The organism is Aeromonas finlandensis (assembly GCF_000764645.1).
In the GTDB taxonomy this organism is placed as follows: Bacteria; Pseudomonadota; Gammaproteobacteria; order Enterobacterales; family Aeromonadaceae; genus Aeromonas; species Aeromonas finlandensis.
Genome location: NZ_JRGK01000026.1, coordinates 70248 through 84148 on the forward strand (window position 1 = coordinate 70248; position 13901 = coordinate 84148).

Genomic DNA, 13901 nt, shown 5'->3' on the forward strand with positions numbered 1-13901 from the left:
TTATCTTGGCTGTTGACTCTCCTGCTTCTGAGCGGCAACCAGATTGAATGGTTGAGCACTCGGCTGACACTCCAGCACTCTTCTGACCATGGAGAGTTGCCCATCCATTTCAAACCCCTTCTTCTTGAAGATAACCTCCGGCTTTTGGCTATCCGTAATGGTTCCCTGCAAAATAACATGCTCGCCATTTTCCAACTCGACGTAGCACTTTCTATCCTCAAGCGCATGGGCGCTGATAGCGCCCAGCAGGCCTGTCAACAGTAAGATCACTTTCATTGGGGTTCATCCTCATAGAGGTATATCTTCTTGGGTGTCATATCCATTTCTGCCTCATCGGCCCCCTCTGAACACTCACCCGCACCGGTACAACGTTTGGGCTGGCCATTCCCTTCATCCTTGAGAATCACCTCTTCACCCGGCGCACCACCTATGATGCGAATTTTGGCATCATCACCGGCATGAACAACCAGATCATCGGCAACCTTATTGTTAACCTCGACATAGCGCTCCGGAGATTGATTACCAGCCTGATCGACCGTGTAACGGAACGAAGTACCATAATGCATATCAACCATATATTGGCGCATTGCGCCGATCGACTGGATAGTGCACTCCTCAAATGACTGCACCTGAGGCAAGAAAGAGGTGAAGTAGAGCTTGCCTTGCAACACCACTCCCGCCCCCATCGACTTCTCTCCATTCTCTTCCAGCCAATATTTCCAACCCAGCTTGCTGGTCAGATTTTTCTTAATCGTCAATATCTGCTCATCGTTTTTACCTAGGAACGGATCGGTAGTCACATCATAAAGCTGGTCTATCGTAATGGCAGCCGGTGGCGGCTCCACACGGTATGATTTTGGAACGACTTGATAATCTCGCAACATGAAATAGGCATTATTGACCGCTGACTCAGATGATGGGCGGTTTCTATCACCAGAACCAATAAGAACCGCATCAAAGGGACGCTCGCTATAAACGTACTGACTATTTTTAACCTCCCAGCCTTTATTAATGGTTCTGACCAGAACTGGCTGCGTGAAAAACCGTCTGTCATCACCCAGAACTGAATCCGAACCTAAGCTGGCAAATTTGAATACGCTCCAACTGTCCTTTTGGGCCTTTGGCAAATCCATGCGCCATATATTCCCACCAGTATCCCCCGCATAAATGCGGTCGACCTTGCCATCACCATCACTATCTAGAGTTGCGACAGAGCCTGGCATGCTATCCAGCATTGTACTAACTTGTAAATTCGTAGCGCTGGTAGCTGCAGGCGTCACGCTATAAATTAACTCTCCGGTACTGGCGTTGACTATATAGATACCAGCACCACTCCCATCCGAACCACCAAGTCCAAGAGCACTTTTATTCAGATCATATCCACCAGCAAAAATCACCACAGGGTCTGTAACGCCCGGGATAAACGCCACCTCTGGCACCGACCATGTCTGCCCTAGTCGAGAAAATCCTGTAGTGTCAGGTGTCAAAGACCACTTTAATGCAGGAGCATCCGGATTCGTTATATCCAAGGCATAGTAATTTTTCCCACCGCCACGTAGCCCGAAGAAAATCCATACAAAATCACCCTCCAAGGATTTTATTACACCATTTTGGTTAGCATCCTTGATAAGTGCGACAGGTGATGAGTCAACACCAAACACATGAGTCGATGATTCAGCATTGCCTCGAAGGACTTTCTGATTAGCCAACAGTGGATAAGGCATCATTGCCCAAGTCTCATCCACCGAACTGCCGAGATCCTTGAACATATGCAGAAAACCGGCATTAGTTCCCATAATGATCCTGAGATCAGGTGTACAGCTAGACTGACCGGACTCCACAGTACAACCATAGTTAACGACAAGAGGCCTAGAGTGCAGTGGATCACCAAGAATATATTTTCGTATTGACGTGCTACTGTCATTATCTTCATTATCGACATCGGAACCTGTAATCCAGCTGAACATTTCATCCAGTTCAGATACGTCAGATAATTGCATCATAGAGCTCAACACCTCGGCACTTCCCGCCATGGTCTGGGCGTTGCTAAGCTTGAAATCATCAAGACGCTTAGGGGATGCCTTGTCATTGATTAGATAGATTTTACGATTGCTTTTGTCGGCGAGCATATCCTGGACACCACCTTTTGCCACTTTATTACCATCTTCTTCTGATGACCAGAAGGTTTTAGCATTTTCCAGAATGGTTCCATCACTTTTTATAGCAGGTAAATTGGTTGTGTCGACAACGTAGCCCTTGTCTGACAGCACCAGCTTTTTCAAATTACCTTTCCATCTAGGTCCTGTGTCAGGTTCAAACATTGCATAGTAAATATTGTTAAGACTACGCGTACGGTCAAAATTGTTAGTTGCAATAGCAGGAGAGACCAGAGATGTATTAATACGTAATATTGCCAGTAAAGATGATTTCAACGCCTGACTCAAAGCCTCAGCACTGGTCGCGGGATAATACACCCCCCCCCCACGACGAGCCGTTTCGGCTAACAGGTTACCCGCACCACTAACAGCATCATCTCCGAACCCGACAGTAAAGGTGGTCACAGTCTGAACACCGGATGAACCAGGATTCACATCCTTGTTCTTCATATACCCAGCAAGTGCAGCCAGATAACTGGTGCTGCCCCTAGTACCATAACCAACGGTTGTACCATACGCAGCCTTTTCAGTCGCATTCAAGGTGCTGATCAACCCCTGAACAAGCGAGTTTGCATTTGTATCTTGTGTCGGCTCACCATCCGTAATGTAAATTACATAACCGTTATTTGAGCATTTATCATAAGGCGCTTTATATGTATCGACAGGATATTCAGCCAATTTATCTCGGGTTGGTGTACGTGAATCGTCATCATCTCCAAAATAAACTTTTTGACCACCAAAAAAACGATATGCCTCATAGAGCGTTTCACACAATGGTGTATTGGTTTCTGCCCCCAAGCTGTCTATGGTCGACAATATATTTTTTTCCGCCGTAACACCATTACCCATATCGGTATCGTTACTCAGAATTCGACGGACGATACGCCCACCACTTTTCGAACCATCACTGTCATTATAGTTATATACCGCCAAGCCAAAGTCTACACCAGGTGTTGAAGATATCAGCCCCTTCACTGCATCTTTTGCCACTTGTAGCCGAGACTTGAGTTTTGGGCTAGTCGGGCCATAATACCAGCGAATATAGTTGGCAGTATATAAAGTCACCGAAATATTGCTTCCTGCCGCTACTGCTCTAATGTCGGTTGTATAATACCATAATCCACTGCCATTTGATGTCTTGTTGACAGGATAACCACTGGGCATACTTTCCACCATCAATTCCGGCCCCGAATAAGGATTATTGGTGTTCTTGGCAAGAATATCCTGTTTGCAATCTATCAATGAAAAATCAGCCTCGGTACGGCCAGAAACAGACTCCCATACACCTTGCCTTGGTTGGCCTCCTGAATAACTGGAGTGACGATAGCTCCACACTTGAGACTGAAAATAGCCAACAGTAGATAATGGTGTCTTGGACGATGCGCAGGCATTAATACTGTCTTGAAATCTCTTTTTATTGGTAATGGATGGAACTGTACCATCCGTAGAAAAATAGATATAATTATTACCAATACCAGGATCATTAGTGAGCGCTGGATATTTTTTTTTAGGGTCATAATCTTCCCCTACATACATTGTCTCACTCATACTCCCTGAGTTATCAAAAATCACCAGAATCTTGGGTCTAAAATCACCAGCCTTAGAGAAGTCATAAATAAACAACTCGGTATCATCAGAATAACTACTATTCGCCAACACCGGCATGGCTGCAATTGCACCGCAAAGCAGCAGGGCACGTCCATGTTTATGCATATCCTATGCTCCTATTCCGCCTTTAACAGGGGCTGTTCCACCCCTGCAGTCCAAGTCATTGCCCGGCTATTCTTGCCGTATGTTCCCCCAGCCTGCATCTCGACATAACGGCAAGAGGGGATAACATTCTGGCTACTGGCATCCACTTTACGCTTGCAGACACTTTCACCACGCCGCTCCATATTTACCGTGTTACCATTAACAGAGATTGCAGAGCTGGCTCCCATAGTCGCAATCTTGCTAGACAGGCCTGCTTGCAATAATGCGCTCTCAATCATTCCTTCGACTCGATGTTCGGCTTGCTGCAAGCTTGCAGCAGCCCCCGCCATTTTGAGATCAACCCCACTGGACTGCATCATCACAACAGCAATCAAGGTAAGTGGCACCAGAATGACCAACGCCACTATTAACGCCACGCCTCTAGTTCTTCTCATTTTCCACCTCCGGCAACAGCAGCCGGGTTTCTCAACGCGATTGACGTTTCCAAGAGCAAGCGACGAAAACCATCACCATTACTTGGCACCTGAATATTTCCGACCTGATAGGTATTGTTATTTACATATTTATTAGATGCCTGTAATGAGCGAACAAGAATAAATAGGCGGGCCGCGATTACACGACCTTCATTCCATTCATTACTTGCAACAGAATTGATTGCCACATATTTATCTATTCGGCCATCCTGAACCGGGCTGGTATCTACACCATATAGCAATGTTATTTTTTCTATACCTTGTGCAAGCGCACCAGAAATATCCCATGAACCATCATTGGCAGTCAGCATTCGCTTATGTAATTCTGGCACACCATTATTATCAGCAATATGATAGATATAGTGCTGATACTCCCATAACTGTCTATTTGGCATCGCTGTATTAGTAGGAGGAGTTTCATTGCCACGAAATATAATAGCTGACTGAGGTGTTGTTGCCATATAAAATCGGTTTGCAGAGAGTGCACTGTCTGCCAAGGGGAAACCCATCAACCGCTTGATGCTAATAATATCTGAATTCGCAACTCTGTTTGCCGATGCAATACAGCTGAATGCATTACCAGTAGTTAACTTATTGCTATCAACATTAACAGCCCATAGACCACGAAGTGGTGCCGAAGTAGAGGGTAGGCTCCCCTCACCCCGCTCATCCAAACAATCTTTGGCCGATGTAACAACCGCCCCGGTCGTTGCCGTCACCCCGACATTTAGTTGCATCGGCATACCGGTGTAATCGCCCCAAAACCCGGCCCATTTGAGATCTTGTGCAATCAGGCGCATTGCCAAGCGGCCATTCTCTTGCAGTTCACTCTGGTCAAACGAGTCCTCAGAAGTGCTACGCGAAGCCACAAAAATACTCAGCACTCCACCGAGTAGAAATACCCCTATAACCATGGCAATAAGCCATTCAATCAAGGTGAAGCCACGTTGTTTCATAGCGTGGTCGTCAGTACGTACTGACGCCTCGTCAAATCGACCCCAGATATACCACACGAATTCGTTGTAGTTGATGTTAGTGCGCTCGAGCCATCATGAGAGTCCTTTCGTCCCGCCCAGAAAATAGCAACGGTTAGCGCATTACTCGCCCCCTTGATGATGCAACCAGTTGGATTCTGCAAGGTGGTGCCAGCTCCCGATGCCGAACTGCCCAATAAGGATTGACGCCAGTAATAGAGATCCAGCGCCAGCATATTCGCATCGTTACACCCACTCATGGTGCCATTTGCATTGGCACAAGATGGCAACGAGGATGTTCCGGCACTGACTATCCAGGTATTGTTTGCCTGCAACTCCCAAATAGCCCGATTGACCTTGATCCGTTCGACCATGTCGTTTGCCAACCAGCTCGCGATAGTACGCTGCCTGGCCTCATAGCCGGAAAACTTTGATTGTGCCTGCATGGCGACCAATCCCAGCAAACCAAACGAAAGCACCACGGCAGCTATCATCACCTCAAGCAGGCTGAAACCGGTCGATATGGAAGAGCATGTAGAGCGTTTCATGACTAATTCCAGCAATCATTGTTGGTTGCATTGCTGATATTTTTTGCACTCTTGGTGCCATTTTGATCAACAGAGAAAACAATACAGTCTCTATCGGAGCCTTGCGCCCCGGAAGCGGTAGCCGACAAGGTATAGGTCGTATTGGCTGCAGAGATCACCAGATGATAAAAACCTGAGTCTGAATTCTCTGAAATATTGAGTGCTGCTGCTGAAGAGGCATACCGGTTGAAATCCATAAAATAGGTTTCCTGCCGATTGGCAGCATCAAGCAACATTTTTTTTGCGTCAACACGATGACTGGTCAGCACATATTGCTGATAGGCGGGGTAAGCGATGGTGCCGAGAATCGCCACGATGGCGACGACAATCATCAGCTCAACAAGAGAAAAACCACGAAAGTATCCAATCATATCCCATCCTTGGTGACTGACTGCTCTATAAGTTTAACGCCGAGCCTGTCTCTAGAACAAACCCGGCGTCATTATCAACACACTTTATTCTTAAGCCTTCCTGGCTGCACTCAAATTATTCTAAGTTCGGGAGGAACCTCAAAGACTACGTTCTCTTCACGACCAGGATGCTCGGCTACCACCTTGCCGCCCAGCTCGCGCAGGCGAGTGATGACGGATTGCACCAGCACCTCGGGGGCAGAGGCACCGGCAGTAACGCCGATAGCTTTGACCCCATCCAGCCAGCTCGCCTCGATCATCGATGCATCGTCGATAAGATAGGCTCTGGCCCCCACCTTCTCGGCCAGCTCGCGCAGACGGTTGGAGTTGGAAGAGTTGCGTGACCCCACCACCAGCATGGCGTCCACCAGCCCCGCCATCTCCCGCACCGCATCCTGACGGTTCTGGGTGGCGTAGCAGATGTCATCCTTGCGCGGCCCCTGGATCTTGGGAAAGTGTTTGCGCAGCGCATCGATCACGTCAGAAGTCTCATCCACGCTCAGGGTGGTCTGGGTGACGAAGCAGAGGTCATCCGGATTCTTCACCTTGAGCTTGGCCACATCTTCCGGTGTCTCCACCAGATACATGCCGCCTTCGCGATTCTCGTACTGTCCCATGGTCCCGATCACCTCGGGGTGGCCGGCGTGCCCGATGAGCACAGCCTCGGAGCCCTTGCGGCTGGCGCGATGGACCTCCATGTGCACCTTGGTCACCAGCGGGCAGGTGGCATCGAATACCTTGAGGGCGCGGGACTTGGCCATCTCGCGCACCGTCTTGGCCACACCGTGGGCGGAGAAGATGACGATGCTGTCATCCGGCACCTCATCGAGCTCCTCGACGAACACCGCCCCCGCATCCTTCAGCTTGTTCACCACATAGCGGTTATGCACCACTTCGTGGCGGACATAGATGGGAGCACCGAACTTCTCCAGCGCGCTCTCGACAATGCTGATGGCGCGATCAACTCCAGCGCAAAAACCGCGAGGGTTAGCGAGCAGAATATCCATTAGTGCACCTTCTCCTCATCATCAACGCCCAGGATCTCCACCTCGAAGGTGACGGTATGACCGGCCAGCGGGTGGTTGAAATCGACCGTCACCGACATCCCGGCTACCGCCCGAATGATCCCCGGCAGCTCGCTGCCGTTGGGTTGATCGAACAGGATGATGGTGCCGACTTTTGGCTCCACATCGGCGCCAAACTTGGCTCTGTCCAGATGGTAGATGTTGTCGGGATTGGAGAGGCCGAACGCCTGCTCCGGCGCCAGCGTGAAGCTCTTGCTCTCTCCCTCGAGCAAACCCAGCAGGCACTGCTCGAAGGTGGGGGTCAAGCTACCATCGCCCATCCGCAGGCGGGCCGGTTTGCCGTGCAGCGCAGTGCTATCGGCAACCGAACCATCTTCCAGTTTGATGGTGAAGTGGAACAGCACGCTGCTGTTAGCGGTGATCTGCTGGCTCATGCCTGCCCCTTTTTCTCACCACGGAAACCGTCCAGCACAATCATGGCGGCCCCGATAAAGATAAAGCTGTCGGCCAGATTGAACGCTGGCCAGTGAGCTCGCTGCCAGTAGAAGTCGAGGAAATCGACCACATGGCCCAGCACCAGTCGATCAAAGACGTTGCCAAGGGCGCCGCCGATGATGAGCGAATAGGCGATACCGCTCCAACGCTGGGTCACCGACTGCTTGCGCAGCCAGTGGATCAGCAATCCACAAATGGCAAAAGCGAGCAGTGCGAAGAACCAGCGCTGCCAGCCCCCCTGATCAGCCAGAAAGCTGAAGGCTGCGCCCTTGTTGTAGACGTGAACCAGATTGAAGAAGGGGGTGATCTCCACCCCCGGGTAACCAAATGGCAGCAACTTGACCACGGCGAGCTTGCTCGCCTGGTCCAGTACAAAGGCCAGCACCGCCAGCCACAGCCAATGCAGGCCGCTTTTATGTTGAGTCATGTTCATCAGGCAAATTGACGCGTTTCGCCGTCACCCTCGACGTTGGTGACACAACGGCCACAGATCTCTTCGTGACCCGCGATGGTGCCCACGTCTTCCACGTGGTGCCAGCAGCGGTCGCACTTGGCGGCAGCAGACTGAGCCACGCTCAGCCACAAGTCATCACGCTCGGTCGCCACAGAACCTTCCGGAGCAGTGTCCGCCACCACCACCTTGGCCTTGGAGGTGAGCAGCACGAAGCGCAGCTCATCGGCCAGGGCGTTCAGACGAGCGGCCAGCTCCGGCTTGGCGAACAGGGTCAGTTCTGCCTGCAGGGAACCACCGATACGCTTCTCGCCACGAGCCACTTCCAGTGCCTTGTTCACTTCACCGCGCACGGTGAGGATCTCGGCCCAGAAATCGTCGTTGAGGGTTTCACCCGCTTCCAGCCCGAACAGGCCGTCGTACCACTCTTCGGTGAAGACGAACTCACCTCGCTCACCCGGCAGCAGTGCCCAGATCTCGTCGGCGGTGAAGCTCATGATCGGCGCCATCCAGCGCACCATGGCTTCGGCGATGTGATAGAGCGCAGTCTGGCAGGAGCGACGGGCCAGGCTGTCAGCCTTAGCGGTGTACTGGCGATCCTTGATGACATCCAGATAGAAGGAGCCCATCTCGATGGAGCAGAACTGCATCAGCTTCTGGGTCACACCGTGGAAGTTGTACTCGTCGAACGCCGTCATGATCTCGGCCTGTACCGCTTTGGCACGACCCACAGCCCAGCGATCCACCACTACCATGTCGGCAGGCGCAACCATATCGGTCGCCGGATTGAAGCCGTTCAGGTTGGCCAGCAGGAAGCGGGCAGTGTTGCGGATACGGCGATAAGCATCGGCAGAGCGCTTGAGGATCTCGTCGGAGACCGTCATCTCGCCGGTGTAGTCAGTGCTCGCTACCCACAGACGCAGGATGTCAGCACCCAGCTTGTTCATCACGTCCTGCGGGCTGACCACGTTGCCGATGGACTTGGACATCTTGCGGCCCTGACCATCCACGGTGAAGCCATGAGTCAGCACCTGGTTGTACGGAGCCTTGTCTTTCATCGCCACGCCGATCATCAGGGAGGACATGAACCAGCCACGATGCTGGTCAGAGCCTTCCAGATACATGTCGGCCGGGTTGCCATTGAACTCGGGACGGGCATCGACAACAGAGGAGTGGGTTGAACCTGAGTCGAACCAGACGTCCAGGGTGTCAGGTACCTTGTCGTACATGTCGGCATCGCTGCCAAGCAGCTCAGCCTTGTCCAGATCCCACCAGGCCTGGATGCCGGACTGTTCGACCCGCTTGGCCACTTCGTGCATGAGGCGCACGGATTCCGGGTGCAGCGCCTGAGTCTCTTTGTGGACGAACAGGGAGATAGGCACACCCCAGGTGCGCTGACGGGAGATACACCAGTCAGGACGGTTCTCGACCATCGCCTGAATACGGTTTTTACCCCAGGCCGGTACCCAGCCGCTCTGGCCGTGCTGTTTGATACCGTCTTGCTCGATGCGCTCGATCTCTTCCAGCGCGCGCTTGCGCAGACCCTTCTGTTCCATGCTGATGAACCACTGCGGGGTAGCACGGAAGATGATCGGGGTCTTGTGACGCCAGCAGTGCGGGTAGGAGTGGTTGAACACCTTGTGATGCAGCAGAGCGCCACGCTCGGTCAGCACCTCGACCACAGAGGAGTTGGCCTTGAACACATGCTGGCCGGCAAACAGTTCAGTATCCGGCAGGTACACACCGTTGCTGCCAACCGGGTTGGCCACTTCCAGACCGTACTTCTGACCGACCACAAAGTCTTCCTGACCGTGGCCAGGTGCTGTGTGTACGGCGCCGGTACCGGCATCCAGGGTGACGTGGTCACCCAGTACCACCGGCACGTCGAAGCTGTAGAAGGGGTGGTTGAAGCGCAGCAGCTCGAGTGCCGCACCCTTGGCGTAACCGAGGTTGTGGAACTGCTCGATACCGGCGCGATCCATCACGTCTTTGACCAGCTCGGCGGCCAGGATCAGACGCTCGGGGTGCTCGCCTTCAACCTGCACCAGCGCATAGTCGAGGTCGGCGTGCATGGCGATGCCACGGTTGGCTGGCAAGGTCCACGGGGTAGTGGTCCAGATCACCGCAGAGATAGGCCCCTTGCCGGTGTGGCCTTCGGCACAATCAAACTTGGCGGCAACGGTCGCCTCGTCAACGGCCTTGAAGCGCACGTCGATGGAGGGGGAGTTCTTGTCGTAGTACTCCACTTCGGCTTCAGCCAGCGCGGAGCCACAATCGGTACACCAGTGCACAGGCTTGGAACCTTTGTGCAGGTGGCCGTTTTCAACGATCTTGGCCATGGAGCGGATGATGTTGGCTTCGGTGCCAAAATCCATGGTCAGGTAGGGGTGTTCCCAGTCACCCAGCACACCCAGACGGATGAAGTCGGTCTTCTGTGCTTCGATCTGGGTTTTGGCGTATTTGCGGCACTCGGCGCGGAATTCGGCAGCGGAGACCTTCTCGCCCGGCTTGCCGACCATGCCTTCCACTTTCAGCTCGATAGGCAGACCGTGGCAATCCCAACCCGGCACATAGGGGGAATCGAAACCAGAGAGGCCCTTGGACTTGATGATGATGTCTTTGAGGATCTTGTTGACCGAGTGACCGATGTGAATGTTGCCGTTCGCATAGGGGGGGCCATCATGCAGAATGAAAGAAGGCTTGCCCGCTTTGGCGCGGCGAATAGCGCCGTAGAGATCCTGATCGTACCAACGTTTCAGCATGTTGGGTTCGCGCTTGGCCAGATCGCCACGCATCGGAAACTCGGTTTCCGGAAGATTCAGGGTGTGTTTATAGTCGCTCATCAGTCCTGGGTTCCCTTCTTTTCTAAAAGAGTGCTGGGTAAATTGAATTGTGGCAGCCCGAACCAGGCTCGGGCCGCCAGGGCATCTCGTTCGATCTGCTCTTTCAAGGCAGTGAAAGAGGCAAACTTCTGCTCTTCGCGCAGCTTGTGGCGAAGCAGCACCTTGACCTGCTGACCATATAGATCACCAGAAAAATCAAACAGATGTACTTCCAATCTGGCTTGTGTCCCGCTCAAGGTCGGCCGTACACCCACATTGGCTACACCGGGGAAGGTCTTGCCGGAACATATCACTTCCACCGCAAACACGCCACCGACCGGGATCACCTGGCGCTTGAGGGCCAGATTGGCGGTGGGAAAACCTATGGTGCGCCCCAGCTTGTCGCCGTGGGCCACCCGACCGCTGATGGTATAGGGGCGACCAAGCATCAGCTCCACCTCCGCCATCCGGCCCGCCTTGAGAGCTTCACGCACCAGGGTGCTGCTGACCCGCTGCCGTTCGAGCTGGAAGCTCTGGGTACTGATCACCTCGAAACCGAAGCGATGGCCCGCCTCCTCCAGCAGGTGGAAGTCCCCTTCCCGCCCCTTGCCGAAGCGAAAATCGTCGCCGACCACCAGATAGCGCACCCCGAGCTTCTCCACCAGCAGTTGCTCGATGAAGGTCGAGGCCGCTTGCTCGGCAAAGCGGTGGCTGAAGCGCACGCAGAGCATGCGATCGATATGCAGCCCCTGCAGCGCTTCGTACTTCTCCCGCAACCGGCTCAGCCGGGCGGGCGCCGCCGTGCCGGCAAACAACTCCAGCGGCTGAGGTTCAAACAGCATGACGCAGGCGGGCAATCCCAGCTGGGCCGCTTTCTCCTTGAGACGTGCCAATACCGCATGGTGACCCTGATGAACCCCATCAAAGTTGCCAATGGTCAATACACATCCCCGGTGACGGGGCTTGAGATTGTGAATGCCGCGAATAAGCTCCATCAGTGCCTTGTGCGTTGCTGCCATGGAAATCGGCGGATTATATAACAGGCAGCAGGCAGGGTCAGCCCTGTTGCGGCCCCGATTTCAGTTCTCAGGGCCGAAATGCCATTCGGATTGGGGCTGCAGAGCTCGTCTCCTCAACAGAGATCAATCTTCACGGCCAGCTCTCAGATCTCTTGGCCGGATCCCAAGTGCCAGCAGAACACCGGCATAAATGGCCCCCCCCAGCACCAGCAACATGGTCAGCTGCATGCTCGCCTTACCCATGCTCCATGCGCCCCATTGGGTCAGATCTGGCGATAGGTAGAGGAGTACGCCCCCCATCAGCAGACTCGCTGTCAGCAACTTGAGGCAAAATACCCCGGTATGGCGGGAAGGCCGATAAACGCTCTGCTCATGGAGTCCCTTGAACAGCAGTGCTGCGTTCAGCGTGCCCGAACAGGCGGTCGAGAGCGCCAACCCCACGTAACCGAGCGGGTAGATGAAGAGGAGGTTGCAGACCATGTTGGCGGCCATAGAGATCATCCCTATCCGCACCGGCGTCTTGGTGTCCTGACGGGCATAGTAACCGGGCGCCAGCACCTTGATCAGCATCAGCGACAGCAGACCGGTAGTGGATGCCAGCAAGCTGGCGCTTGACATGGTCACCTCATGCATACCGAACTCGCCGCGCATAAACAGCACCCGCAGGATGGGCTCACGCAGTACGGCGATCCCCACCATGGCGGGCAGGCCGAGCAGCATCACCATCCGAACGCCCCAGTCCATGGTGCGGGAGAAGTCGACCGGATCGGCATCCACGTGCTTCTTGGCCAATGCCGGCAGAATGACGGTACTGATGGCGACGCCGAACATGCCTAGCGGGAACTCCAGCAGGCGATCCGAGTAGTAGAGATAGCTGATGGCGCCAGTCGCCAGAAACGAGGCCAGCATGGTGTTGACCAACAGGTTGATCTGGCTAACCGATACCCCGAACAGCGCCGGGATCATCAGGGTGCGGATCTTCACCACCCCCGGATGGTGCCAACCCCACTTGGGCCACACCAGCATGTTGATCTGACGCAGGAACGGGAACTGGAACAGGAACTGTACCAGACCACCAAGGAATACACCGATGGCCAGCGCCAGTTCGGGATCGTCCAGCCAGGGCGAGATCCACCAGGCGGCGGCGATCATGGTGATATTGAGGAAGATCGGCGTAAAGGAGGAGACCCCGAAACGGCCAAAGGTGTTGAGAATGGCCCCCGCCATGGCGGTAAAGGTAATGAACCAGAGGTAAGGGAAGGTGATTTTGAGCATCAGGCTCGCCATCTCGAACTTTTCGGCCGCCGGCCCACCATGCAGCCAGTCCCAGAACCAACCCCAGCCAAACAGCGCGGTCAGCACACCCGACCCCAGCACCCCGAGCAGGGTGACAACAGTCACTATCCCCCCCAGCGTACCCGCCACAGCAGCCAGCAATTCACGCACGTCCCCCTCGTCGCCATTTTTCTTGTACTCCGTCATCACGGGAACAAAGGCCTGGTTGAAGGCCCCTTCGGCGAACAGGCGACGCAGAAAGTTGGGAATGCGATTGGCAAAAAAGAAGACGTCGGCGGCCACCCCGGCACCGAGCAGATTGGCGATGACCACATCGCGAACCAAGCCCATTACGCGGGATGCCAGCGTCATTCCGGACACTATCATGCCGGATTTGATCAATTTCTTACTCAAGACGAGGCCTCTGGAACTGTCAGAATGAAAAGAATGCTGCTAGAATCGGCCGACAGTTTAACCGTCTCCCTACCGACACACCACCGG

General features: G+C 53.7%; 12 protein-coding genes. All 12 read right to left on the bottom strand.

Translation table 11 applies throughout. The features are described 5' to 3' along the window. Entirely contained in the window at window positions 1-276 is a 276-nt protein-coding gene (gene tapY2 / locus LD28_RS0102770; protein ID WP_033135496.1) for a type IVa secretion system protein TapY2, read from the bottom strand. Next, window positions 273-3869 (bottom strand): pilus assembly protein, encoded by a 3597-nt coding sequence (locus tag LD28_RS0102775; protein ID WP_033135497.1) that lies wholly within the window; start codon window positions 3867-3869, stop codon window positions 273-275. The genes tapY2 and LD28_RS0102775 overlap by 4 nt, the downstream gene beginning before the upstream one ends. Before the next feature lie 11 nt (window positions 3870-3880). Further along, a complete protein-coding gene (locus LD28_RS0102780) occupies window positions 3881-4303 on the bottom strand; it encodes a pilus assembly PilX family protein (protein ID WP_033135498.1) in 423 nt (140 codons plus the stop codon). Continuing rightward, window positions 4300-5298 carry a PilW family protein gene (locus tag LD28_RS22080; protein ID WP_081959401.1) on the bottom strand — a complete coding sequence of 333 codons (999 nt, stop codon included), beginning with the start codon at window positions 5296-5298 and terminating at the stop codon, window positions 4300-4302. The genes LD28_RS0102780 and LD28_RS22080 overlap by 4 nt, the downstream gene beginning before the upstream one ends. Beyond that, window positions 5295-5864: a type IV pilus modification protein PilV gene (gene pilV / locus LD28_RS0102785; RefSeq protein WP_033135499.1), complete on the bottom strand. Its 570-nt coding sequence runs from the start codon at window positions 5862-5864 to the stop codon at window positions 5295-5297. The genes LD28_RS22080 and pilV overlap by 4 nt, the downstream gene beginning before the upstream one ends. 2 nt (window positions 5865-5866) lie before the next feature. Beyond that, on the bottom strand, window positions 5867-6274 hold the full coding sequence (tppA, locus tag LD28_RS0102790) for a type IVa pilus pseudopilin TppA (protein ID WP_033135500.1): 408 nt from the start codon (window positions 6272-6274) through the stop codon (window positions 5867-5869). A gap of 110 nt (window positions 6275-6384) precedes the next feature. Next, window positions 6385-7320 (bottom strand): 4-hydroxy-3-methylbut-2-enyl diphosphate reductase, encoded by a 936-nt coding sequence (gene ispH / locus LD28_RS0102795; protein WP_033135501.1) that lies wholly within the window; start codon window positions 7318-7320, stop codon window positions 6385-6387. After that, a complete protein-coding gene (fkpB, locus tag LD28_RS0102800; protein ID WP_033135502.1) occupies window positions 7320-7772 on the bottom strand; it encodes an FKBP-type peptidyl-prolyl cis-trans isomerase in 453 nt (150 codons plus the stop codon). Before fkpB ends, ispH begins: the two co-directional genes overlap by 1 nt. Further along, window positions 7769-8266 (bottom strand): signal peptidase II, encoded by a 498-nt coding sequence (lspA, locus tag LD28_RS0102805; protein ID WP_033135503.1) that lies wholly within the window; start codon window positions 8264-8266, stop codon window positions 7769-7771. Before lspA ends, fkpB begins: the two co-directional genes overlap by 4 nt. Continuing rightward, window positions 8266-11127 carry an isoleucine--tRNA ligase gene (ileS, locus tag LD28_RS0102810; RefSeq protein ID WP_033135504.1) on the bottom strand — a complete coding sequence of 954 codons (2862 nt, stop codon included), beginning with the start codon at window positions 11125-11127 and terminating at the stop codon, window positions 8266-8268. Before ileS ends, lspA begins: the two co-directional genes overlap by 1 nt. After that, window positions 11127-12101 (bottom strand): bifunctional riboflavin kinase/FAD synthetase, encoded by a 975-nt coding sequence (gene ribF, locus LD28_RS0102815; RefSeq protein ID WP_019445579.1) that lies wholly within the window; start codon window positions 12099-12101, stop codon window positions 11127-11129. The genes ileS and ribF overlap by 1 nt, the downstream gene beginning before the upstream one ends. A gap of 147 nt (window positions 12102-12248) precedes the next feature. Then, entirely contained in the window at window positions 12249-13814 is a 1566-nt protein-coding gene (murJ, locus tag LD28_RS0102820; RefSeq protein ID WP_033135505.1) for a murein biosynthesis integral membrane protein MurJ, read from the bottom strand. Window positions 13815-13901: the final 87 nt, after the last annotated feature.

What these genes read in the sequence shown, in the direction of transcription:
- tapY2 (WP_033135496.1), bottom strand. Translation starts at nt 276, where the DNA reads ATGAAAGTGATCTTACTGTTGACAGGCCTGCTGGGCGCTATCAGCGCC.
- LD28_RS0102775 (WP_033135497.1), bottom strand. Translation starts at nt 3,869, where the DNA reads ATGCATAAACATGGACGTGCCCTGCTGCTTTGCGGTGCAATTGCAGCC.
- LD28_RS0102780 (WP_033135498.1), bottom strand. Translation starts at nt 4,303, where the DNA reads ATGAGAAGAACTAGAGGCGTGGCGTTAATAGTGGCGTTGGTCATTCTG.
- LD28_RS22080 (WP_081959401.1), bottom strand. Translation starts at nt 5,298, where the DNA reads ATGAAACAACGTGGCTTCACCTTGATTGAATGGCTTATTGCCATGGTT.
- pilV (WP_033135499.1), bottom strand. Translation starts at nt 5,864, where the DNA reads ATGAAACGCTCTACATGCTCTTCCATATCGACCGGTTTCAGCCTGCTT.
- tppA (WP_033135500.1), bottom strand. Translation starts at nt 6,274, where the DNA reads ATGATTGGATACTTTCGTGGTTTTTCTCTTGTTGAGCTGATGATTGTC.
- ispH (WP_033135501.1), bottom strand. Translation starts at nt 7,320, where the DNA reads ATGGATATTCTGCTCGCTAACCCTCGCGGTTTTTGCGCTGGAGTTGAT.
- fkpB (WP_033135502.1), bottom strand. Translation starts at nt 7,772, where the DNA reads ATGAGCCAGCAGATCACCGCTAACAGCAGCGTGCTGTTCCACTTCACC.
- lspA (WP_033135503.1), bottom strand. Translation starts at nt 8,266, where the DNA reads ATGAACATGACTCAACATAAAAGCGGCCTGCATTGGCTGTGGCTGGCG.
- ileS (WP_033135504.1), bottom strand. Translation starts at nt 11,127, where the DNA reads ATGAGCGACTATAAACACACCCTGAATCTTCCGGAAACCGAGTTTCCG.
- ribF (WP_019445579.1), bottom strand. Translation starts at nt 12,101, where the DNA reads ATGGAGCTTATTCGCGGCATTCACAATCTCAAGCCCCGTCACCGGGGA.